Raw genomic sequence first — 19,788 nt, forward strand, 5'->3', positions numbered from 1 at the left:
GGCAAGGAGCCGGTCATGGTGTTGCGGGTAGTGCAGTGGGCCACCGGTTCCGTGGGACGAGCCGCGATCGGGGCCATCGTGGCCCATCCCGAGCTCGAGCTGGTCGGCTGCTGGGTGCACTCGGCGGACAAGCACGGCTGTGACGCCGGCGAGCTCGCGGGCCTCGACCCGCTCGGCGTCCGGGCCACCAGCAGCGTCGAGGAGATCCTGGCGCTGGAGGCCGACGCAGTGGTCTACGCGCCCCTGGTCCCCAGCTCGCGGGAGGTGGCAGCGCTGCTGCGCTCGGGCAAGAACGTGATCACCCCGGTGGGCTGGTACTACCCCACCGACAAGGAGACGACCAAGGTCGAGCAGGCCTGTCTCGACGGTGGGGTGAGCCTGCACGGCACCGGGATCGACCCCGGTGGCGTCACCGAGGTGTTCCCGCTGCTGCTGTCGTCGATGTCCTCGGCGGTGACCTTCGTGCGTGCGGAGGAGTTCTCCGACATCCGCACCTACGGCGCACCGGACGTGGTCCGCTCGATCATGTTCTTCGGCTCCACGCCGGAGCAGGCGCGCACCGGACCGATGCTGGACCTGCTCAGCCGCGGGTTCACCCAGTCGGTGCGCATGGTGGTCGACACCCTCGGTATCGGCGGTGACGTGGACATCCGTCCGCGCCACGAGCTGGCGGTGGCCACCGCCCCCATCGACTCCCCCATCGGGGTGATCGAGCCCGGCCAGGTCGCTGCGCAGAAGTTCGTCTGGGAGGCCTTCGTCGGCGACCGGCTGGTGGTGCAGATCGGCGTGAGCTGGTTGATGGGCGAGGAGCACCTGGAGCCGGCCTGGACGCTCGGCGAGGAGGGTGAGCGCTTCGAGATCGAGGTGCGCGGCAACCCCGACACCTTCGTCACCATCCGCGGCTGGCAGCCGGAGAGCGTGGAGGCGGGGCTGGCCAGCAACCCCGGCATCGTCGCCACGGCGGCGCACTGCGTCAACGCCGTGCCCTACGTGTGCGCGGCCGCCCCTGGGGTGGTCACCTCGGTGGAGCTGCCCATGGTGGCCGGCCGGGCACACCCAGATCTGCTGCGCGCCTAGGCCTCGCCGTGGGTGAGCCCTGGGACGCCCACCAGCCGGGCGTGCTGGAGCTGCCCTCGGGGCGGCTGGTGCGGGGGCGCGCGCTGCGCCGGCCGCCGCCTCCCGGCCCGGTGCCCGAGCTTGGCGTGTACCTGCTGGGCCGCGAGCCGCAGCCGACTCCGTGGCCCTCGCGCTGGGTGCGCTGGCCGGACTTCGGGCTGCCCCGCGACCGCGACGCCGCGCGCCAGGCACTGGTGCAGGCGTGGGAGCAGAGCCCGCACGTGCGGGTGGAGATCGGCTGCGGCGGCGGGGTGGGGCGCACCGGCACCGCGCTGGCCTGTCTCGCCGTGCTCGACGGGGTGCCGCCCACCGAGGCGGTGCGCTACGTGCGCACCCACTACCACCGCCGGGCGGTGGAGACGCCGTGGCAGCGGGGCTACGTGCAACGCTTCGCCCCCGCGGGGTGAGGACCGGTGAGCCGGGTGCTCCGGCCCGCGGCGGTGCGGGCAGAGTGGGGGCCGTGCACCCGGAAGACCCCGCTGATCGCCCCGTCCTGCTCGCCGTGGACGGCAACTCGCTGATCCACCGCTCCTACCACGCGCTCAAGCACTCCGAGCTGCGTGCCGCCGACGGCTCCCCCACCTGGGCGCTGAAAGGCCTGCTGTCGCAGCTGGTCGGCGGAGTGCGCCGGGTGGGCGCCGACGCGGTGGTGGTGGGCCTGGACGACTCCACCAGCAACGTGCGCAAGACGCGCTACCCCGCCTACAAGGCGCACCGAGCCGACAAGCCGGAGGACCTGCTGGTGCAGCTGGCCGCGGCGGGACCGCTGCTGCACGCGGCCGGCGTGCACACCGTCGTCGCCCCGGGCATGGAGGCCGACGACGTGGTGGCGTCAGCGGCGGCGCACGCGGCTGTCGCCGGGTGGGACACCGTGGTGATGACCTCGGACCGGGACGCCTTCGCCCTGGTCTCCGACACGTGCAAGGTGCTGCGCCTGATCAACGGCGGAGTGGACGCCTCACCCCTGCTCAACCCCCAGCGCATGCACATCCTCAACGGCGTGCACCCGCACCAGTACCGCGACTACGCCGCCATGCGCGGGGACACCTCCGACAACCTGCCCGGCATCCGTGGGGTGGGCCCCAAGAGCGCGGTGAAGCTGCTGGCCGAGTTCGACACCGTGGAGCAGGCCTTCGCCGACGTCGACGACAACGACGGGCTGCGGGTGGCCAAGGCCGCCGGACAGTCCATGGTGGCCAAGCTGCGCGACGCCGACTCCCGTGCGGCCTACCGGCGCAACGTCGAGCTGATGACGATGGCCACCGACCTCGAGCTGGGCCTGGCGCTGTCGGCCGTGGACGGTGCCGGACGGCTGCCGGTGGCGGAGGACGCCCTGCGCGCCGCGCTCGCTGACGCGCAGCTGGGCGCGATGGCCGAGAGCGCGGCGGTGGCGCTGGCGCACTGCGAGCCGCGTCCCCGCTTCATCCAGGCTGGCCCCGCCAGCCAGGGCGCGCCGCACCCGGCGGAGGCTCCCCCAGCCCGCACCCGCACCCGCACCACAGCCCGTGCACCGGAGCCGGAGAGCCTGCAGCTCAGCCTGTTCGGCTAGCGCGCCGCCATGGCCCAGCCCAGCCGGTGGCGGCGTCAGCCGTGGGCCTTGGTGAGGCGGCCGTTGGTGGGCGCACGGCTGACGCCCGCCTCGGTGCGGGCCGCCAGCAGCGCGGCATCCACCAGGCGCCCCACCAGGGCGGTCACCCGCGGCACCGGCCACTGCGGTCGCACCAGATGGCTGAGGGTGAGCCGCACGATGGCGTCGACCAGCTCGTGCAGCTCGTCGGTGGAGCCGGCCAGCCCGGACCAGTGCTCGTCCGCGAAGGTCGTCAGCATCATCACCGAGCTGTCCAGCACGGGTGCCGACCGGATGGTGAGCAGGGGCAGCAGGCCGTCAGCCTTGCCGTGCGCCGCCGAGATGATGGCCCGCAGCAGCGGGTTCTCCTCTCCCATCCGCAGCGCGGAGTCCACCGCCGCCATCGTCGCCGTCGTCATGTCCTCGGGGTGGCTGAGCAGCTGCAGCTGCACGGTGTCCAGGAATCGCCGGGTCTCCCTGGCGACCAGCGCCACCGCCAGCTTGTCCTTGCTGCCCAGCTCGTTGTAGACGCTCTGCCTGCTCACCTGCACCGCCGAGGCCAGCCGGCCCATCGTCACCGCCGACCAGCCCTCGTCGATGACGATGGCGGCGGTGGCGTCCAGGAGCAGGTCGCGGCGCTTCGTCCTGGTCGATCCACGCGCGTCAGCGGGAGTCATGGCGCGACGTTAGCGTGAACTGGCGGTTAGTGATGCATTTCACGACCGCTGTTTTTCTAGCCCCGGTTCAACAACCCGAGCAGAGCGCTGGTGACCCGTCGCCGGGGCAGGCCCAGGAGTCCCTGCTCGCCCAGTGCCGCCTTGGCCGCGTTGAGGCCGCACACCCCGTGCACCCCGCCGCCGGGGTGGGCACCCGCACTCCCCAGGTACAGACCGGAGATCGGGGTCTCGGCCCGGCCCAGGCCGGGGGTCGGCCGGAAGATCAGCTGCTGCTGCAGCTGCGCGGTGCCCCCGTTGACGGTGCCGAAGAGCAGGTTGGCGTCCGCGCCGGCGAGGTCGCTGGGCTTCTGCACCACGCGGCCCACCACCTGCCGGGCGAAGCCGGGGGCGTGCGCCTCCAGCACCTCGTCCATCCGCTGGGCCAGGGTCTCGGCGGAGTCGTCGTCGGTGACCTCCCGCGGCAGGTGGCTGTAGGCCCAGGCGCTCTCGGTGCCCTCGGGCGAGCGGGTGGCGTCAGCGGTGGTCATCTGCCCGAACAGCATGAACGGGGTGCGCGGCACCACCTCCGTGTTGAGGTCGGCCATCCACTGCACCAGGCCGCGCTCGTCGGCGCCCAGGTGCACCGTGCCGGCGCCGTGCAGGCCCCGGGCCCGCCACGGGATGGGCGCGTCCAGTGCGTAGTTGACCTTGACCACCGGGGTGTCCCACTCGAAGTGCTCCAGATCGCGCAACAGCCGCGGGGGCACCACTGCGGCGGGCAGCAGGTCGCGGTAGAGGCTCAGCGCCGACGTGTCGGCGATGACGGCCCGGCGCGCCCGTACCTGCATCCCCTCCGCGGTGCGCACCCCCACGGCCCGGCCACCGCGCACCTCGATGGCCTCCACGTGCTGCCCGGTGTGCACCTGCACACCCACCGACTCTCCGCGGCGGGCCATGGTCGCGGTCAGCTCGCCGGCCCCGCCCACCGGCACGGGAAAGCCGGCGTCCTGGGCCAGCATCGTCATGAGGAAGCCGAAGGCGCCGCTCACCGGCGCGTCCACCGGGACGTCGGCGTGCATCGCGTTGCCCAGCAGCAGCAGCCGAGCCGCCTCGCTGTGGAAGAGCTCGCGACCCATCCGCCGGGCCGGCAGCAGCATGAAGCGCAGGAACCGCAGCGTCTCGGCCGGGCCCAGGCTGGCCAGCATCGCGGTGGGACCCTGCACCGGCGGGAACGGCCGGAACAAGGTGTCCAGCAACGGCTTGCGAATCTGCTGCCAGCGCTCCACCAGCTCCAGCCACGCCTTGCCGTCGCGGGCGTCGTGCTGGGCCAGACCGTCGGCGGTGCGCTGCGGGTCGCGGTGCAGCACCACGCCCTCGGTGTCGTCAGGGCCGGTGGGGTGCGCCACCACCGTGGGCGCGTGGGTCCAGATTAGACCGTGCTGCTCGAGCCCCATTGCGGTGATGGCCGGCGACGCCGCGCCCAGCGGGTAGAACGCGCTGAACAGGTCGCTGGTGTACCCAGGAACCAGCTCAGCCGAGCGCACCGCTCCCCCGACGTCGTCGTTGCCCTCGAGCACCACCACGTCCCAGCCCGCGTCAGCGAGCGCCGCGGCGGCCACCAACCCGTGGTGCCCGGCTCCGACGATGACCGCATCCGCTGTTGTGGTGACCACCCGGTCAGTTTCCCAGAAGGTCGTTCAAGTCGTCGGCGTGTTCCTCCTCCTCCTCCAGGATCGACTCCATCAGGCGGCGCGTGGTGGGGTCGCGGTCACCGATCCAGCGGGCGATCTCCTGGTAGGAGGTGATGACGATGCGCTCGGCGACGAGGTTCTCCTCCAGCATGCGGGTGAGGTCGTTGTCCTCGGTCTCCACGTACTGGGTGTGCGAGCGCTCGCGCAGGGTCACGGGGTCGAAGTCGGGGTTGCCGCCCAGCTGGCTGATCCGCTCCGCCGCCCGCAGGCCGTGCTTCATCTCGTCGGCGGCGTGCTCGGTGAACTCCGCGGCAACCTGGGCCCGGTCCACGCCAGTGGCCACGATGGCGTGCTGGGTGTAGCGCAGGTAGCAGACGATCTCGGTGGCCACCACCTGGTTGAGGATGTCGATCAAGTTGTCCCGGTCGATCATGTTGCCCTCGGTGACCGCGCCGGCGGCCATCCTTGCGCGGGCGTCGTCGCGGATCCTGGTCACGTCCAGGGCGAACTGGTTGGCCATCGCGGTCTCCTGAGGGTCGGTCCGACGGATGCCTCGCCTCCATCGTGCAGCCGGACCCATCGGTGCGCTGAACGGACGTGCTCGTCACGCTGTGCACGGGCCGCGGCCGTCCTGCGGTCACGCCCTGTGACCGGGAAAAACTACCGGGTTCGGAGGTCGTTTCTTCGTCTACGATCAGCACCCAACGCGGGGATGGGGCGCGGGCGAGCGAGCGAAGGAAATGAGTCGGGCATGACGAACGGGATCCACCTCGCCTCGGACGAGCTGGGGCGCCTGCTGGCTGCTCGACCCAAGGAGATGGCCGACGTCCTGAGCACGCTGCGGCATCCCGTGCACACCAACGACGACCTGCTCGACCTGCTCACCGCCACCGCCCACCTCGCGGTGCGGCTGATCGACGGGGCGGACTGGAGCGGCGTCACGGCGCAGTTCGACAAGAGTGCCTTCACCGCCGCCCTCACCGACGAGCGCGTGCAGGCGGTGGACGACGCGCAGTACCACCTCGACGACGGCCCGTGCCTGCAGGCGATGCGCACCTGCAGCGTGGTGTGCATGAGCGCACGGGACGTGCAGCGCGAGTTCCCGGCCATGGCGGAGCCTGCGCGCGCGGCCGGGGTCCACTCCTTCCTCGCCGCACCCCTGGTGGCCGAGGGTGTGGCGATCGGCGCGCTCAACCTCTACAGCGCCGAGGAGCACGGCTTCGAGGGCACCGACCAGGACTTCATCGCCGCCCTGGTCGAGCACGCCGGCCGTGGGCTCACCGAGTACGCCACGGTGCACTCCGCCAACCAGCTCGCCGCCCAGCTCCAGCACTCCATCCAGACCCGTGCCCCCATCGAGCAGGCCAAGGGCATCCTGATGGCCGTGCACCAGATCGGCCCCGACGCGGCGTTCGAGGTGCTGCGCGAGCGCTCGATGAAGCGGAACATCAAGCTGCGCGACGTCGCCATCTCCTTCATCGCCGAGATCGCAGCTGCCACAGCGACATCGGAGTCGGCCCAGTAGCTTCGAGGTCGACCTGTCCAACGAGAGCCCGCACCGGTTGCTGCCGTGCGGGGAGGAGGAGACCCATGGCTGACGCCGACCGGGCCGGTGTGTTGCTCGACATCGACGGCACGCTGCTGGACAGCACGTACCACCACGGTCTGGCGTGGCTGCGGGCCTTCCAGCGCAACGGCCACCCCGAGGTGACCGCCGCCCAGGCGCACCGGGCGATCGGGCTGGGCGACGACCAGCTGGTGCCGCACCTGATCGGCAGCTCCGACTCCGCCTTCGCCGAGGCGCACTCCACCGAGTACGAGCAGCTGAAGGACGAGGTGCGCGCCCTGCCCGGCGCCGCCGACCTGCTCGCCCGGTGCGCGCAGGCGAACCTGCGGGTGGCCCTGGCGACCAGCGGCAAGGCGAAGGACCTCGACTGGATGCTGCCGCGCATCGGCGGCGCCGAGCACGTCGAGGCCACCATCACCTCCGAGGATGTCGAGGACACCAAGCCCGAGCCGGACCTGCTGCAGACCGCCGTGGACACCCTGGGGCTGGCCGCCGAGCGAGCCGTCACCATCGGCGACTCCGTCTGGGACGGCGAGGCCGCGGCCAGGGCGGGCGTCCGGTTCATCGGCGTGCTCAGCGGCGGGTTCGCCGAGTCCGAGCTGCGCGAGGCCGGGGCAGTGGAGGTCTACCGGGACGCCGCCGACCTGGTGGAGCACTTCGACCAGTCGCTGCTGAGCAGCCTGTAGCCGGCCCGATCACCCGGCGCTGGGCGCACGGGGCTGCACAACGGTGCAGGCATGCGCCACAATCGGCGCATGCGATCACTGTGGAAGGGTGCCATCTCCTTCGGTCTGGTCTCGATTGCGGTGCGGCTGTACACCGCAACGGATGAGCACGACTTCCGCCTGCACCAGGTGCACGAAGCCGACCAAGGCCGCATTCGGTACAAGAAGGTCTGCTCGGTGTGCGGCGAGGAGGTCCCCTACGACCAGATCGCCAAGGCCTACGAGATGGAGGACGGGCGGATGGTGGTGCTCGACCAGGCCGAGCTGTCCAACCTCCCGGTGAGCACCGACCGCGCCATCGACGTGCTGGAGTTCGTGGACGGCGCCGACGTGGACCCCATCTTCTTCCAGAAGAGCTACTACGTGGAGCCTGACCCGGCCGCCGAGCGGCCCTACGTGCTGCTGCGCCAGGCGCTGATCGACTCCGGCAAGATGGCGATGGTCAAGATCACCCTGCGCCAGCGCGAGTCGCTGGCCATGCTGCGCGCCCGCGAGGACGTGCTGGTGCTGCACACCATGATGTGGCCCGACGAGATCCGCAAGCCCGAGTTCGCGTTCCTGCAGAAGGACATCGGGGTGCGCAAGAACGAGCTGGCGATGGCGGAGTCGCTGGTGGAGACGATGTCGGGCGACTTCGAGCCGGAGGAGTTCCACGACGACTACCGCGACGCCATGGCGGCCCTGATCGAGGCCAAGGCCGAGGGCGCCGAGCTGCCGGAGGCCGAGGAGCCCAAGGAGTCGGCTCAGGTGGTGGACCTGATGACCGCGCTGCAGCGCAGCATCGACCGCTCCAAGCCCAAGGCAGTAGGCGCGGGCAAGGCCACCGACCAGGACACCGACTCGGACCCAGAGAAGAGCACCGACGCCGAGCCCGACGCCAAGCCCGCCCGCAAGAGCCCGGCCAAGAAGAGCACCGCCAAGGCAGCCCCGGCGAAGAGCAAGAAGGCCAGCGCCGCGGAAGCCGACACCGACACCGACACCGACGCTGACGCAGCTGAGACGAGCGCCGGGGAGACGAGCACGGCGAAGAAGCCGGCCGCCAAGAAGGCCGCCCCGGCCAAGACCGCCGCGGCCAAGAAGTCCAGCCCGCGCAAGCGCAGTGCCTGAGTCCGACCAGCTCGACCGCTACCGCGCCAAGCGCGACACGGCCAGGACGCCGGAGCCGATGGGTGAGCAGGCCCAGGTCGGCGTGGGCGGCGACGAGACCGGGCCGATCTTCGTGGTGCAGGAGCACCACGCCAGCTCGCTGCACTGGGACCTGCGTTTGGAGCACGATGGCGTGCTCGCCTCGTGGGCGGTGCCCAAGGGCGTGCCGCCGGGCCCGGGCGTGCAGCGCCTGGCCGTGCAGACCGAGGACCACCCGCTGTCCTACGCCCAGTTCGAGGGCGAGATCCCGGCGAACGAGTACGGCGGTGGCTGGATGCGCGTCACCGACCGCGGTCCGGTGGAGATCACCGCGTGGGGACCCAAGAAGGTGGAGTTCACCCTGCACGGGCAGGTGCTGCAGGGCCGCTACGCGCTGTCGCACCGGCCGGGCGAGAAGAGCGACCAGTGGACGCTGCGCCGGCGGGACGCCCCCACCGACCCCGACTACGAGCCCCTCCCCGAGGAGCTCTCCCCCATGCTCGCCGTTCCGGGCGAGCCACCCACGCGCGGCAGCTGGTTCTACGAGGTCAAGTGGGACGGCTACCGGGCGCTGGCCCGGGTGGAGGGCGGCCGGGTGAAGCTGCTCAGCCGCTCCGGCCAAGACCTCACCAAGCCGGTGCACGGCATCGCCGGGCTGGGCGAGGCGCTGGCCGGCCACGAGGTGCTGCTGGACGGCGAGCTGGTGGTGCTCGGTCCCGACGGACGGCCGGACTTCGGGCTGCTGCAGCAGCTGGCCGGCACCAAGACCGGCAGCACGCCGCGCACCAAGAGCATCGCCGGGGCGGCCATCACCTACCTGATCTTCGACCTGCTGCACCTGGACGGCCGGTCGTTGCTGCGCCGCCCGCTGTCGGAGCGGCGCGAGCTGCTGGACTCGCTGGAGCTGGCCGGGCCGGTGTGGTCGGTGCCGCCCCCGCTGACCGGTGACGCGGCGGACGTGGTGGCGGCCGTGCGTGCGCAGGGGCTGGAAGGGGTGATGGCCAAGAACACCGCCAGCCACTACCTGCCCGGGCGGCGCAGCGAGCAGTGGCTCAAGCTGGTGAACCTGCGCAAGGCCGACGTGGTGATCGGCGGGTGGCAGCCGGGAAACGGTCGCCGCGCCGACGGCCTGGGCGCGCTGCTGCTCGGGGTGTGGACCGACGACGGGAGCCTGCGGTACGTGGGCAACGTGGGCACCGGCTTCACCGACCGGGCGCTGCGCGAGCTGCACGAGCGGCTGCAGCCACTGGCCGCGGACACCTCGCCGTTCGCCGGTCCGCTGCCCCCGGCGCGGCGGCGCACCGCGCGCTGGGTGCGGCCGGAGCTGACCGGTGAGGTGGAGTTCGCCACGTGGACCGGTGACGGCATGCTGCGCCAGCCGCGGTGGAGGGGGTTGCTCGATGAGTGAGGCCCGAGATGAGTGAGGCCCAGTCGGTGTCCTTCGGCGGACGCACCCTGCGCCTGTCCAATCTGGACAAGGAGCTCTACCCCGACGGCTTCACCAAGGCTGAGGTGATCTCCTACTACGCCGGCATCGCCGAGGCGCTGCTCCCACACGTGCGTGACCGCCCGGTGAGCCTGTTCCGCTGGCCCAACGGCACCGGCGCCAAGAGCTTCGTGCACAAGAACGTGGCCGCCGACGCCCCGGACTGGCTGCGCACCGAGGAGGTGCACGGCAAGGGCTCCGACGCCGTCACCTACGCGGTGCTGGACGAGCCGGCGGCCCTGGTGTGGGCGGCCAACCTGGCCGGGCTGGAGCTGCACGTGCCGCAGTGGCGCTTCGCTGGTGCGGGTTCAGCCGAGCACCCCGCCGAGGCGCTGCCGCCGGACCTGATGGTCTTTGACCTCGACCCGGGGGCGCCGGCGGACGTCGTGGACTGCTGCGCGGTGGCGCTGCGGGTGCGCGACCTGCTCGCCGAGGACGGGCTGACGGCATGGCCCAAGACCAGCGGCTCCAAGGGTCTGCACCTGCTGGTGCCGGTGCAGACCACCGACAGCGCCACCACCTCCGCCTACGCCAAGCAGCTGGCCCAGGACCTCACCGCCGAGCTGCCCGACACCGTGCTGTGGCGGATGGCCCGCGACGCCCGGCCGGGCAAGGTGTTCCTGGACTGGAGCCAGAACAACCCGGCCAAGACCACCGTCGCGCCGTACTCGCTGCGGGGCCGGCCGAGCCCCACGGTGTCCACCCCGCTCACCTGGGACGAGGTGGCCGCGTGCGAGAAGCCTGAGCAGCTGGTGTTCACCGCTCCCGACGTCCTGGCCCGGGTGGCCGAGCTGGGTGACCTGCTGGCCGACCTGGAGTCGAGCGCCCAGCCGCTGCCCGAGCGGGCGAAGCGGCCGTGAGCCCGGCGGAGGGCAGCCGCTACGTGGCCCTGCTGCGCGGCATCAACGTGGGTCGCAACAAGCGGGTGGCCATGGCCGACCTGCGCGAGCTGCTCACCGGCTACGGCCACCAGGCGGTGCGCACCCACCTCAACAGCGGCAACGTGGTGTTCAGCAGCGACCAGCCCGACCCGGCGACGCTGGCCGCGCAGATCGAGCAGGGCCTGGCCGACCAGCTGGGCGTCACCGCGGCCTGCCACGTGCTCCCCGGCACCGACCTGCAGGCGGTGGTCGACGGCGACCCGTTCGGGCCGCGGGCGACCAACGGCTCGCGGTACCTGGCGCACTTCCTGTTCCCGGCGCCGGATCCCGCGCTGCTCGCCGCGCACGACCCGCGCCAGCTGGACCCAGAGAACACCGCGCTGGGCGAGCGGGTGATCTACCAGTGGTGCCCGGACGGCATCTTGCAGGCGCCGCCGGTGGGCGGCCTCGCGGAGAAGCACCTCGGTGTGGCAGCCACGGCGCGGAACTGGAACACCGTCACCAAGCTGGCCACCCTGCTCTGACCCGGCCCCGCTGTGGGCTACTTCGCGACGCGCTCGGCGTGGCGCAGGTTCTGCAGCCGCACCTGGCCCTTGGCCACCAGGTGCCCCTCGCCGTCGGTGATGTGCACCGCCCACAGCTGCTGGGAGCGGCCGCGGTGGATCGGCGTGCCCACGGCGGTGAGCACCGCACCCTCCTTGGTGGCGCGGAGGAAGTCGGTGTTGTTGTTCACCCCGACGACCACCCCGGCGTCGCGCAGCCACAAGGTGCCACCCACGCTGGCCACGCTCTCCACCACCGAGCAGAGCACCCCGCCGTGCAGGATGCCGTGCGGCTGCAGCAGCTCCGGGCGCACGGTGAGCTGCGAGCGCACCTCGTCGCCGGAGGCCTCCACCACCGACAGCCCGATCGTGGCGTCGAAGCCCCTCGTCGCCTGGTCGCGCAGCTCTGCTGGAATGCCCGTCGTCGCCACTGGTGCTCCTCGTCGTCGCGCAGGCCACCGACTGACCTGACCCGTCGACCTTGCCATGCGGCTGGCAGGATGCCGATGGGCGCCCTGTCCACCCCAAGTGGGCCGGACTCGCTGACCTGCAGCGTCTCCGCTCGTCGGGCGGCGACTGTTCGCCCGTGCTTGGTTCAGGGGGACGACGACGCTCGCGCCGTCCCTACCAGCTTCCGGAGGACAACCATGATCACCAGGCAGGACCTCGGCACCATCGGCAACGGCACCGTGCACGACGGGGACGGACACAAGATCGGCGCCATCGGGCAGATCTACCTCGACAACTCCACCGGCGAGCCCGCCTGGGTGACGGTGCGCACCGGCCTGTTCGGCACCCGCGACTCGTTCGTGCCGCTCGCCGAGGCCTCCGTGGACGGCGACGACCTGCGGGTGCCCTACCCCAAGTCGATGGTGAAGGACGCCCCCAACGTGGAGGCCGACGGCGAGCTCACGCCGGCGGAGGAGGACCAGCTCTACCGCTACTACGGCGTGGACAACGCCACCGGCCAGGACACCACCACCGGCCAGGCGGCGGGGCAGGACCAGGGTCGGCACGCAGCCCCCGTCGCACCGGGCCACGGCCAGGACGCGGGCCAGCAGCACTCCGGCCAGGATGACCAGCACCGGGACCACTCGGAGCAGGACCGCTCGGAGCAGGGCGAGGAGAGCGGTCGTCGGATCCGGCGCTACCTCGTCACCGAGGAGACCATCGTGCGGCGCGAGGAGATCCCCGACGCCGACGCCCCGGACTCCCACCGCTAGGCACTTCGGACGCAGACACACAACAGCGTGGCCGCCCCTCCGGGCGGCCACGCTGCTGTGTGTCTGCCTACCGGTCAGGGCTTGAGCAGCACCTTGACCGCGCCGTCCTGCTTCTTCTGGAAGATCTCGTAGGCGTGCGGCGCCTGCTCCAGCGGCAGGGTGTGGGTGGCGAAGGTGTCCACGCCCAACGGGTCGGCGTCGGTGAGCAGCGGCATGATGTCGCCGACCCACCGCTTGACGTTGGCCTGACCCATCCGCAGCTGGATCTGCTTGTCGAACATGGTGATCATCGGCATCGGGTCGGCCGCGCCGCCGTAGACGCCGATCACCGAGATGGTGCCGCCGCGGCGCACGATGTCGATGGCGGAGTACAGCGCGTTGAGCCGGTCCACGCCCGCCTTCTGCATCAGCGGCGCGCCGATGGCGTCGGGCAGCATGCCGACGACCTGCTGGGCCAGCTTGTTGATGGGCGAGCCGTGTGCCTCCATGCCGACGGCGTCGATCACCGCGTCGGTGCCGCGGCCGTCGGTCATGTCCCGGATGACGTCGCCGACGTCCTTGGCGTGCTCACGCAGGTCCACCACCTCGATGCCCCGGGCCCGGGCGCGCTCCAGGCGCTCGGGCACCAGGTCCACGGCGATGACGCGGCTGCCCTGGTGCTGGGCGATGCGGGCGGCCATGTCGCCGATCGGGCCCAGGCCCAGCACGGTGACCGAGCCGCCCTTGGGCACGTCGGCGTAGGCCACCGACTGCCACGCGGTGGGCAGCACGTCGGAGAGGTAGGTGAAGCGCTCGTCGGACGGGCCCTCGGGCACCTTGATGTGGGTGAACTGGGCCTGCGGCACGCGCAGGTACTCCGCCTGCCCGCCGGGGACCTCGCCGTAGAGCTTGGAGAAGCCGAAGAGCGCCGCCCCCGTGCCCTGCTCGCGCACCTGGGTGGTCTCGCACTGGGTGTACAGGTGCCGGTCGCACATGAAGCAGCTGCCACAGGAGATCTGGAAGGGGATGACCACGCGGTCGCCGACCTTGAGGTCGCCGGTCTCGCTGCCGACCTCCTCCACGATTCCCATCGGCTCGTGGCCGAGGATGTCGCCCTGGCCCATGAACGCACCGAGGGTCTCGTACAGGTGCAGGTCCGACCCGCAGATGTTGGTGGTGGTCACCTTGATGATCGCGTCGGTGGGGAGCTCGATCTTGGGATCCGGGACGGTGTCCACTCGGACATCGCGCTTGCCTTGCCAGGTAACGGCTTTCATCGCAATCCTCTCAATGGTGCTGAGGCTGCCCCACTCGGGAGCAAGCTGGTGCGCTGCTGCTCAGCGCTTGGTCCCATGGCACCGTCCGCACGGGGGGTGCGCAACTCGGGGAGAGCCTGGGCACATCTGGGAATGCGCTGCTGGCATGCTGGGCGCGCGAGTGTCAGGCGCCACAAAGGGGGAGAAAGATGCGTTCCACCGTCCGCTGGGCCCTGCAGCACGGGCTGCCCCGCGCGCTGATGCGCCGCGCCGCCGCCGGTGGCGACCTGCAGGCGCGGCTGCTGGCCGACCCCACCACCGCCGCCGCCGAGGACCCGTTCCTGCTGCACGACGAGGTGCGGGCCCAGGGCCCGGTGATCCGCGGGCGCCTCACCTACCTCACCGCTACCCACAGCGTGGTGCGCGACGTGCTGCGCAGCGACGACTTCCGCGCCGGCAACATCTCGGCGGTGTTCCCGTGGCCGCTCAACCGGCTCAACGACTGGGCCCAGGACGCCCGCATCCTGCACCCCATCGAGCCGCCGTCCCTGCTGGCCGTGGAGCCGCCCGAGCACACCCGCTACCGCCGCCAGGTCTCCCGGGTGTTCACCGCCCGGGCGGTGGAGGCGCTGCGCCCGCAGGTGCAGGCCCTGGCCGACGGGCTGCTGGACGACCTCCTCGCCGCGGGCCCCACCAGCGAGATCGACCTGGTGGCCGACTACGCCACCCTGCTGCCGGTCGCGGTGATCGCCGAGATCCTGGGCGTGCCCGCCGCGGAGCGCGCCGAGGTCCTCGGCTACGGCGCCGGTGCGGCCCCCAGCCTGGACATGGGGCTGCCCTGGCGGGAGTTCCGCCACGTGGACGCCTCGCTGCGCGCCTTCGACGCCTGGCTCGGCCGGCACCTGCAGCGGCTGCGCCGCGACCCCGGCGACGACCTGCTCAGCCAGCTGGTCACCCTGACCGACGACGGCGAGCGCCTGAGCGAGACCGAGCTGCGGGCCACCGCCGGGCTGCTGCTGGCCGCCGGCTTCGAGACCACCGTGAACCTGCTCAGCAGCGGCGTGGAGCTGCTGCTGCGCCACCCCGACCAGGTGGCCGTGCTGCGCACCGACCCGAGCCTGTGGGGCAACGCCGTGGAGGAGGTGCTGCGGATGGAGTCCCCCGTGCAGCTGACCGCCCGCAGCGCGGTGCGCGACACCGAGATGGCCGGGATGGCGGTGCCCGCGGGCCAGCGGGTGGTGACCCTGCTCGGCGGGGCCAACCGCGACCCGGCGGTGTTCACCGACCCGCACACCTTCGACGTGGCTCGGTCCAACGCCCGTGAGCACCTGTCGTTCTCCGGCGGCCGGCACTTCTGCCTGGGTGCCTCGCTGGCGCGGATGGAGGGGGAGATCGGGCTGCGTGCGCTGTTCGAGCGCTTCCCCGACCTGCAGCTCGGCGCTCCCGGGGCCCGGCGGCACACCCGCGTGCTGCGCGGCTGGCAGCAGCTGCCGGTGGTGCTCGGGGCACCCTCGCGGGGCGAGGCGACGGCGCTGCCCGGACCGCCGTCTGACTAGGCTCCGGACAACCCACCCGCGCCACAGGAGGACACGTGAGCACTGCCGCTGACACCACCGGAGCTCCCCTTCCGGAGCACGTCGACCCGGACGCGCTGCGCGACGTCCTCGACGGCCGCTGGGCCCACGTCCGCCAGCAGGCGCGCACCCACCTCACCGGCACCAAGTGGGCCCCGGTCTACGGCGAGGACATCGAGGCCGCCCGCACCCGCACCACCGCGCTCGCCCGCGACCTGGCCAAGACCGGCCAGACCGCGCTGGGCTTCAGCAAGGAGCACGGCGGCGGTGACGACCTGGGTGGCTCGGTGGCCTCCATCGAGATGGTCGCGATGACCAACCTGTCGCTGATGGTCAAGGTCGGCGTGCAGTGGGGCCTGTTCGGCGGCGCCGTGCAGGCACTGGGCACCGACGAGCACCACGCGGCCCTGGTGCCCGACATCATCAGCATGGAGCTGCCCGGCTGCTTCGCGATGACCGAGACCGGCCACGGCTCGGACGTGCAGCAGCTGCGCACCACCTGCACCTACGACCCGCAGACCCAGACCTTCGACCTGCACACCCCGCACGAGGCCGCGCGCAAGGACTACATCGGCAACGCCGCCCGGGACGGGCAGATGGCTGTGGTCTTCGCCCAGCTGGTCACCCAGGGCAAGCCCCGCGGCGTGCACGCCTGGGCCGTGCCAATCCGCGACAAGGAGGGCAACCCCGCACCCGGCGTCACCATCACCGACGACGGCTACAAGGAGGGCCTGGCCGGTGTGGACAACGGCCGCCTGAGCTTCGACCACGTCAAGGTCCCCCGCAGCGCGCTGCTCAACCGCTACGGGCAGGTCGCCGAGGACGGCGGGTACACCTCGCCCATCGAGAGCGAGACCGGCCGCTTCTTCACCATGCTCGGCACCCTGGTGCGCGGGCGCGTCAGCGTCGGTGGCGCCTCGGGCAGCGCGGCCAAGGTCGCCCTGGACATCGCGGTGCGCTACGGCGAGACCCGTCGCCAGTTCAGCGCCCCCGGCCGCGACCGGGAGATCGTCATCCTGGACTACCTGGCCCACCAGCGGAAGCTGCTGCCCGCGCTGGCCAAGACCTACGCGCTGCACTTCGCCCAGGAAGAGCTGACGGCGATGATGCACGACGTCCTCACCGCCGGGGACGACGCCGAGCCGGAGGTCAAGCGCGAGCTGGAGTCGCTGGCCGCCGGCCTCAAGGCCACCAACACCTGGCACGCGAACCAGACCATCCAGACCTGCCGCGAGGCCTGCGGCGGTGCCGGCTACCTGGCGGAGAACCAGCTGCCGCTGCTGAAGTCCGACATCGACGTGTTCACCACGTTCGAGGGCGACAACACCGTGCTCATGCAGCTGGTGGCCAAGGGCCTGCTCACCGGCTACGCCGACGACTTCGGCGACCTCTCCGGCTGGGGCAAGGCACAGTTCGCCGCGAACATGGTGGTGGACCAGGTGCTCGAGCGCACCGCGGCCCGCCGCCTGGTGCAGCGCCTCGTCGACGCCGTCCCCGGCAACGACGAAGAGGCCTCGGTCCGCGACCGCGACTGGCAGCTGCACATGTTCGAGGACCGCGAGAAGCACGTGCTGGAGGGCGCGGCCAACCGGCTGCGCCGCGCCGGCGACGAGGACGCCGACGCCTTCGAGGTGTTCAACGACGCCCAGGACCACGTGCTGCGCACCGCCCACGTGCACGTGGAGCGGGTGGTGCTGGAGGCCTTCATCACCGGCATCGACCGCTGCACCGACCCGGAGGCGCGCGCTCTGCTGGAGCGGCTGTGCGACCTCTACGCGCTGCACACCATCGAGGCCGACAAGGGCTGGTTCCTGGAGCACGGCCGGATGAACGCCGCGCGCAGCAAGGCCGTCACCGCCACGGTCAACCAGCTGTGCAAGGAGATCCGCCCCTACGCGACCACCCTGGTGGACGGCTTCGCCATCCCGCGCGAGTGGATGAACAGCGCCATCGTGCGCGAGGAGCCCGCCCGGCAGGAAGCCATGTGGGAGGAGGACCGTCGCGTCCTCGACCAGGGTCAGCCCGGGGCCGAGGCACCCGGCACGTCCAACACCGCCACCGCCGCCGACGTCCCGCCTGGGCAGTAGGCACCAAGACGTCCGTCTCGCCCGAATAGTCGGGGACGTCACACCGCGGGATGCGGGTACATCCCGCGGTGTGCCGTACTGTCAGTTCAGTCGCACTCGCGACAGATCAATCCACCGGCACACAGTCCCGCCCAAGCTGGCGAAGATGAGCGTGTGTCTGGCTCGTCTCACTGCGTGCTGCATGACAGCTCCCGCTCCGCGACGCGCCGCTGTCCCGGAGAGGTTCTTCCGTGTCTCAGGCTGTCCTGAATACCCCCGCCAACGACGAGTCCGCCGAGAGCGAGCCGACCACGTTCGGCGCCCTCGGCCTTCCCGACGCCCTGGTGAACGCCCTGGCGAAGACGGGCATCACCGCCCCGTCCCCCATCCAGGCGGCGGCGATCCCCGACCTGCTCGCCGGCAAGAACGTGCTCGGCCGCGCGCAGACCGGCTCCGGCAAGACGCTGGCCTTCGGGCTGCCGATGCTCAACCGGCTCGCCTACGGCCCCAACGCCAGCCGCGCACAGGCCAAGCGGCCCCGCGCCCTGGTGCTGGTCCCCACCCGTGAGCTCGCCTTCCAGGTGGTCGACTCCCTGCAGCCCTACGCCGACGCGCTGGGCCTGAGCGTCAAGCCCGCCGTCGGTGGCACCCCCTTCGGCCGCCAGGCCGACCAGCTGCGCCGCGGCGTGGACATCCTGGTCGCCACCCCCGGCCGCCTCGGCGACCACCTGCGCCAGGGCACCTGCATCCTCGACGCCATCGAGATGACCGCGCTGGACGAGGCCGACCAGATGACCGACCTGGGCTTCCTGCCCGAGGTCAAGGCCCTGCTCAGCGCCACCCCGGCGGACGGGCAGCGGCTGATGTTCTCCGCCACCCTGGACCGGGAGATCCAGTCGATCGTGCGGCAGTTCCTGCCCGACCACGTGGAGCACTCCACGCAGGACGGCAAGGCCAGCGTGGACACCATGTCCCACCACGTGCTGCTGGTGGACCGCGGCCAGAAGGACGCTGTGCTCGCCGAGATCGGCGCCCGCAACGGCCGCACCATCATGTTCGCCCGCACCAAGCTCGGCGTCGAGGGCATCACCGACCGGCTGCGCGCCCTGGGCATCCGCGCCGAGTCGCTGCACGGCGGCAAGGCGCAGAACCAGCGCACCCGCGTGCTGGACCGCTTCAAGACCGGCCGCACCCCGGTGCTGGTGGCCACCGACGTCGCCGCCCGCGGCATCCACGTCGACGGCGTCAGCCTGGTCGTGCACGTCGACCCGCCGGCCGACGCCAAGGACTACCTGCACCGCGCCGGCCGCACGGCCCGCGCTGGTGAGTCCGGCACCGTGGTCACCATCGTGCTGCCGAACCAGCGCCGCACGGTGCGCCGGATGACCGGCATCGCCGGCATCGACCCCAAGGCCACCAACGTCTCCCCCGGCTCCTCCGAGCTGAGCGAGATCACCGGTGCGCAGACGCCCAGCGGCGAGCCCCTCCCCGCCCAGGAGCGCGACCGCAGCGAGCGTCCGCGCAGCGGCGGCTACCAGGGCCGCAACCCGCGTCCCGCCGGCAGCGGCTACCAGGGTTCGCGCGACAACGCCCGTGGCCCGCGCCGCGAGGGTGGCTACCAGCGCGAGGGTGGCTTCAACCAGGGCGGCCCCCGTCGGGACGGCGTCCGCCGCGAGGCACCGCGCCGTGACGGCATGGCGGCGCGCCCGGCGGCCGCTCGGCCGGCTGCGGCCCGTCCGGAGCCCACCGCGGGTGGTTTCCGCTCGCGGACCGAGACCCGCTCGTATGATGGCTTCGACGGTCCGGCCCGCAACCAGGATTGAGGACACCATGGCGTCACTGTTTGACAAGGCCGCCGCGTTCGCGCGCAGCCCCAAGGCGCAGCAGGCGGTGAACCAGGCTGTCACCAAGGGCAAGCAGTTCGCCGCGAAGCCTGAGAACAAGCAGAAGATCGACAAGGCCGTCGCGAAGGGCAAGGAGTTCGCGGCCAAGCCGGAGAACAAGCAGAAGATCGAGCAGGTGCGCAAGAAGCTCACCGGCAAGGACCGCCCCACGGGCGCCTAGCCACCAGCGCACACTCAGCCCGGCCCACCGCTACTGGTGGGCCGGGCTGACGTGCTTTGGTGCGTCTGCAAGTACGCCCATGCGCACCCCAGGGCGTCTGCAACCGCTACCAAGCTGCGCAACCCGCCACCTCCGGGGCTACTTCCGCAGCACGCACCAGGCGCGGTGGCCGGTGGTCGCCGACTGGCTGCTCGACCGGGTCGCAGCCGCCTAGCGCCAGCCGTAGCCCGGTCGTCCAGCTCCTGGCGGGCCAGCGCCCCCAGTCCCGCG

19 protein-coding genes are annotated in these 19,788 nt (G+C 72.0%); 14 read left to right on the forward strand and 5 right to left on the reverse strand.

Going from position 1 to position 19,788, the window contains the following annotated elements; translation table 11 throughout:
* Positions 1-15 precede the first annotated feature (15 nt).
* Genes AC3YO9_RS12045 through AC3YO9_RS12055 form a run of 3 tightly spaced genes read left to right on the forward strand, consistent with a single transcriptional unit; the run spans position 16 to position 2,665 of the window.
* Positions 16-1,077 (forward strand): NAD(P)H-dependent amine dehydrogenase family protein, encoded by a 1,062-nt coding sequence (locus AC3YO9_RS12045; RefSeq protein ID WP_489983309.1) that lies wholly within the window; start codon positions 16-18, stop codon positions 1,075-1,077.
* Between the two features lie 8 nt (positions 1,078-1,085).
* The gene (locus tag AC3YO9_RS12050) at positions 1,086-1,523 is read left to right on the forward strand and encodes a phosphatase domain-containing protein (protein WP_489983310.1); all 438 of its coding nucleotides are present in this window, start codon (positions 1,086-1,088) and stop codon (positions 1,521-1,523) included.
* A 53-nt stretch (positions 1,524-1,576) separates the two neighbouring features.
* Positions 1,577-2,665 (forward strand): 5'-3' exonuclease, encoded by a 1,089-nt coding sequence (locus AC3YO9_RS12055; RefSeq protein ID WP_489983311.1) that lies wholly within the window; start codon positions 1,577-1,579, stop codon positions 2,663-2,665.
* Positions 2,666-2,700: 35 nt separating this feature from the next.
* Here the strand turns inward: AC3YO9_RS12055 and AC3YO9_RS12060 are convergent, their stop codons facing one another.
* The 3 genes from AC3YO9_RS12060 to AC3YO9_RS12070 are packed head-to-tail and all read right to left on the reverse strand — an operon-like array spanning position 2,701 to position 5,550.
* Complete coding sequence (locus AC3YO9_RS12060; RefSeq protein ID WP_489983312.1) at positions 2,701-3,360, reverse strand: TetR/AcrR family transcriptional regulator; 660 nt, start codon at positions 3,358-3,360, stop codon at positions 2,701-2,703.
* Between the two features lie 56 nt (positions 3,361-3,416).
* A complete protein-coding gene (locus AC3YO9_RS12065; RefSeq protein ID WP_489983313.1) occupies positions 3,417-5,012 on the reverse strand; it encodes a phytoene desaturase family protein in 1,596 nt (531 codons plus the stop codon).
* A 4-nt stretch (positions 5,013-5,016) separates the two neighbouring features.
* Positions 5,017-5,550, reverse strand: a complete 534-nt coding sequence (locus AC3YO9_RS12070) for a ferritin-like domain-containing protein (RefSeq protein ID WP_127782803.1) — start codon at positions 5,548-5,550, stop codon at positions 5,017-5,019.
* A 231-nt stretch (positions 5,551-5,781) separates the two neighbouring features.
* On the opposite strand from AC3YO9_RS12070, the gene AC3YO9_RS12075 reads away from it, so the two are divergent.
* From AC3YO9_RS12075 to AC3YO9_RS12100, 6 genes are all read left to right on the forward strand, one after another.
* Entirely contained in the window at positions 5,782-6,555 is a 774-nt protein-coding gene (locus tag AC3YO9_RS12075) for an ANTAR domain-containing protein (protein WP_489983314.1), read from the forward strand.
* Positions 6,556-6,620: 65 nt separating this feature from the next.
* Entirely contained in the window at positions 6,621-7,283 is a 663-nt protein-coding gene (locus AC3YO9_RS12080) for an HAD family hydrolase (protein ID WP_489983315.1), read from the forward strand.
* 69 nt (positions 7,284-7,352) lie between these two features.
* The gene (ku, locus tag AC3YO9_RS12085) at positions 7,353-8,429 is read left to right on the forward strand and encodes a non-homologous end joining protein Ku (protein ID WP_489983316.1); all 1,077 of its coding nucleotides are present in this window, start codon (positions 7,353-7,355) and stop codon (positions 8,427-8,429) included.
* A complete protein-coding gene (gene ligD / locus AC3YO9_RS12090) occupies positions 8,422-9,855 on the forward strand; it encodes a non-homologous end-joining DNA ligase (protein ID WP_489983317.1) in 1,434 nt (477 codons plus the stop codon). Before ku ends, ligD (AC3YO9_RS12090) begins: the two co-directional genes overlap by 8 nt.
* 8 nt (positions 9,856-9,863) lie before the next feature.
* Complete coding sequence (ligD, locus tag AC3YO9_RS12095; protein ID WP_489983318.1) at positions 9,864-10,793, forward strand: non-homologous end-joining DNA ligase; 930 nt, start codon at positions 9,864-9,866, stop codon at positions 10,791-10,793.
* Positions 10,790-11,338: a DUF1697 domain-containing protein gene (locus AC3YO9_RS12100; protein WP_489983319.1), complete on the forward strand. Its 549-nt coding sequence runs from the start codon at positions 10,790-10,792 to the stop codon at positions 11,336-11,338. The genes ligD (AC3YO9_RS12095) and AC3YO9_RS12100 overlap by 4 nt, the downstream gene beginning before the upstream one ends.
* Before the next feature lie 17 nt (positions 11,339-11,355).
* Here AC3YO9_RS12100 and AC3YO9_RS12105 read toward each other — a convergent pair whose 3' ends face one another.
* Positions 11,356-11,787, reverse strand: a complete 432-nt coding sequence (locus AC3YO9_RS12105; protein ID WP_489983320.1) for a PaaI family thioesterase — start codon at positions 11,785-11,787, stop codon at positions 11,356-11,358.
* 216 nt (positions 11,788-12,003) lie between these two features.
* On the opposite strand from AC3YO9_RS12105, the gene AC3YO9_RS12110 reads away from it, so the two are divergent.
* A complete protein-coding gene (locus AC3YO9_RS12110; protein WP_489983321.1) occupies positions 12,004-12,579 on the forward strand; it encodes a PRC-barrel domain-containing protein in 576 nt (191 codons plus the stop codon).
* Between the two features lie 74 nt (positions 12,580-12,653).
* On the opposite strand, the gene AC3YO9_RS12115 is transcribed toward AC3YO9_RS12110, so the two are convergent.
* A complete protein-coding gene (locus AC3YO9_RS12115; RefSeq protein ID WP_127782795.1) occupies positions 12,654-13,835 on the reverse strand; it encodes a zinc-dependent alcohol dehydrogenase in 1,182 nt (393 codons plus the stop codon).
* Positions 13,836-14,023: 188 nt separating this feature from the next.
* Between AC3YO9_RS12115 and AC3YO9_RS12120 the strand changes: the two genes are divergently transcribed.
* From AC3YO9_RS12120 to AC3YO9_RS12135, 4 genes are all read left to right on the forward strand, one after another.
* Positions 14,024-15,370: a cytochrome P450 gene (locus tag AC3YO9_RS12120; RefSeq protein ID WP_489983322.1), complete on the forward strand. Its 1,347-nt coding sequence runs from the start codon at positions 14,024-14,026 to the stop codon at positions 15,368-15,370.
* A 35-nt stretch (positions 15,371-15,405) separates the two neighbouring features.
* Positions 15,406-17,475 carry an acyl-CoA dehydrogenase family protein gene (locus AC3YO9_RS12125; RefSeq protein ID WP_489983323.1) on the forward strand — a complete coding sequence of 690 codons (2,070 nt, stop codon included), beginning with the start codon at positions 15,406-15,408 and terminating at the stop codon, positions 17,473-17,475.
* A 230-nt stretch (positions 17,476-17,705) separates the two neighbouring features.
* Positions 17,706-19,277: a DEAD/DEAH box helicase gene (locus AC3YO9_RS12130; RefSeq protein WP_127782792.1), complete on the forward strand. Its 1,572-nt coding sequence runs from the start codon at positions 17,706-17,708 to the stop codon at positions 19,275-19,277.
* A 7-nt stretch (positions 19,278-19,284) separates the two neighbouring features.
* Positions 19,285-19,518, forward strand: a complete 234-nt coding sequence (locus AC3YO9_RS12135) for a hypothetical protein (protein ID WP_127782791.1) — start codon at positions 19,285-19,287, stop codon at positions 19,516-19,518.
* Positions 19,519-19,788: the final 270 nt, after the last annotated feature.

It is taken from the genome of Rhodococcus sp. Z6_132 (assembly GCF_058133635.1).

Coding starts and splice junctions, on each gene's coding strand:
- AC3YO9_RS12045 (WP_489983309.1), top strand. CDS start 16: ATGGTGTTGCGGGTAGTGCAGTGGGCCACCGGTTCCGTGGGACGAGCC.
- AC3YO9_RS12060 (WP_489983312.1), bottom strand. CDS start 3,360: ATGACTCCCGCTGACGCGCGTGGATCGACCAGGACGAAGCGCCGCGAC.
- AC3YO9_RS12070 (WP_127782803.1), bottom strand. CDS start 5,550: ATGGCCAACCAGTTCGCCCTGGACGTGACCAGGATCCGCGACGACGCC.
- AC3YO9_RS12075 (WP_489983314.1), top strand. CDS start 5,782: ATGACGAACGGGATCCACCTCGCCTCGGACGAGCTGGGGCGCCTGCTG.
- AC3YO9_RS12080 (WP_489983315.1), top strand. CDS start 6,621: ATGGCTGACGCCGACCGGGCCGGTGTGTTGCTCGACATCGACGGCACG.
- ku (WP_489983316.1), top strand. CDS start 7,353: ATGCGATCACTGTGGAAGGGTGCCATCTCCTTCGGTCTGGTCTCGATT.
- ligD (WP_489983318.1), top strand. CDS start 9,864: ATGAGTGAGGCCCAGTCGGTGTCCTTCGGCGGACGCACCCTGCGCCTG.
- AC3YO9_RS12110 (WP_489983321.1), top strand. CDS start 12,004: ATGATCACCAGGCAGGACCTCGGCACCATCGGCAACGGCACCGTGCAC.
- AC3YO9_RS12115 (WP_127782795.1), bottom strand. CDS start 13,835: ATGAAAGCCGTTACCTGGCAAGGCAAGCGCGATGTCCGAGTGGACACC.
- AC3YO9_RS12120 (WP_489983322.1), top strand. CDS start 14,024: ATGCGTTCCACCGTCCGCTGGGCCCTGCAGCACGGGCTGCCCCGCGCG.
- AC3YO9_RS12135 (WP_127782791.1), top strand. CDS start 19,285: ATGGCGTCACTGTTTGACAAGGCCGCCGCGTTCGCGCGCAGCCCCAAG.